The 435-nt window shown below is 51.7% G+C and carries 1 pseudogene; it reads left to right on the top strand.

Annotation, left to right across the window (positions count from 1 at the left end):
* Positions 1–17 precede the first annotated feature (17 nt).
* Positions 18–435, top strand: a pseudogene (locus tag ACTHUR_RS21420) (polyphosphate kinase 1); the annotation flags it as partial.

Here is a 435-nt window from a genome sequence, read left to right as displayed (position 1 = left end):
TGTTTCAGGAGTAAACCATGCCCGAGCAAAACCGCATTCTCTGCCGAGAACTCAGCCTGTTGGCGTTTAACCGTCGTGTATTGGCTCAGGCGCAGGATACGAAAGTTCCCTTGTTGGAACGTTTGCGTTTCCTTTGTATCGTGTCTTCCAATTTGGACGAATTTTTTGAAGTGCGCATGGCGTGGTTGAAACGCGAAAACAAATTGCGCCCGCATCAGCTGCTCGACAACGGCAAAACCGCGGCCGAAACCATCGAAGCGGTGGCGAAAGAGGCGCAGGCCTTGATTCGCGAGCAGTACGATCTGTTTAACAAAGTATTGCAGCCTGCACTTAGCCGCGCCGGCATTCATTTCCATCGCCGCCACAAATGGACGGCTGCGCAGAAAAAATGGATCGAAAACTATTTCGACAACGAGCTGTTGCCCATTCTCACCC

The sequence above is a fragment of the Neisseria sp. P0021.S007 genome, assembly GCF_051956855.1.
Note: the sequence above shows the minus strand (reverse complement) of the source record. Positions and strands in the feature narration are given on the sequence as shown.